Genomic DNA, 797 nt, shown 5'->3' on the forward strand with positions numbered 1-797 from the left:
ACCGGTGTGTTGAGCGGCACGCCGACGGTGGCGGGCAGCTACAACTTTACCTTGCAGGCCAAGGACGCGCACCAGTTCACGGTGCAGCAAACCCTGACCCTGCTGGTGAACCAGGCGCCGCCGCCGGTGGCCAATGAAACGGCGACGACGTCGGCCAACCAGGAAGTGAGTTTGACCATCGCTTCCACGGATGGCAGCCCGATCACGGCAGTGACCATCGTCACGCCGCCGCAACATGGCACCGTCACGGTGGTGTCGAGCGGCGCAGCGGGCGGCGGTAATCGCGCCTTCAAGGTGATGTATGTGCCGAATGCCAACTACTTCGGTCCGGACGCCTTCAGCTACACGGCGACGGGTCCGGGCGGCACCTCCGCCCCCGCGACGGTCAGCGTGACGGTGGCGCCGCAGCCCGTGCCCGTACCGGTGGCGAAGACGGCCACGGTCCTGGCCGGCACGCCGGTGACCCTGCCGGTGACGGACGGCGCCACGGGCGGGCCATTCACGGCCGTGGCCATCACGACGCAACCTGCCAGCGGCACGGCGGTGGTCAATGGCATGGACATCGTCTACACGCCAGGCATCAATACCAGCGGCGAGATCCGCATCGGCTATACCTTGTCGAACGCCTTCGGCACCTCGGCGCCGGTGACCTCGACGATTACCGTCAATCCGATGCCGCAAGTGCTCAGCCAGAGCGTCACGGTGGTGGCTGGCCTGACGGTCAATGTGGACCTGACGGCGGGCGCCACGGGTGGCCCGTTCACGGCGGCGAATATCCTGAGCGTGGCGCCGGCGGA

Annotated in this window: 1 protein-coding gene; it reads left to right on the forward strand. The window is 67.6% G+C overall.

The genetic code is table 11. The features are described 5' to 3' along the window. A partial coding sequence (locus ASN89_RS29135) for an Ig-like domain-containing protein (protein WP_235502093.1) occupies positions 1-797 on the forward strand: 797 nt, incomplete at both ends.

It is taken from the genome of Janthinobacterium sp. Ant5-2-1, assembly GCF_001445815.1.
Taxonomy (GTDB): domain Bacteria; phylum Pseudomonadota; class Gammaproteobacteria; order Burkholderiales; family Burkholderiaceae_D; genus Janthinobacterium; species Janthinobacterium lividum_E.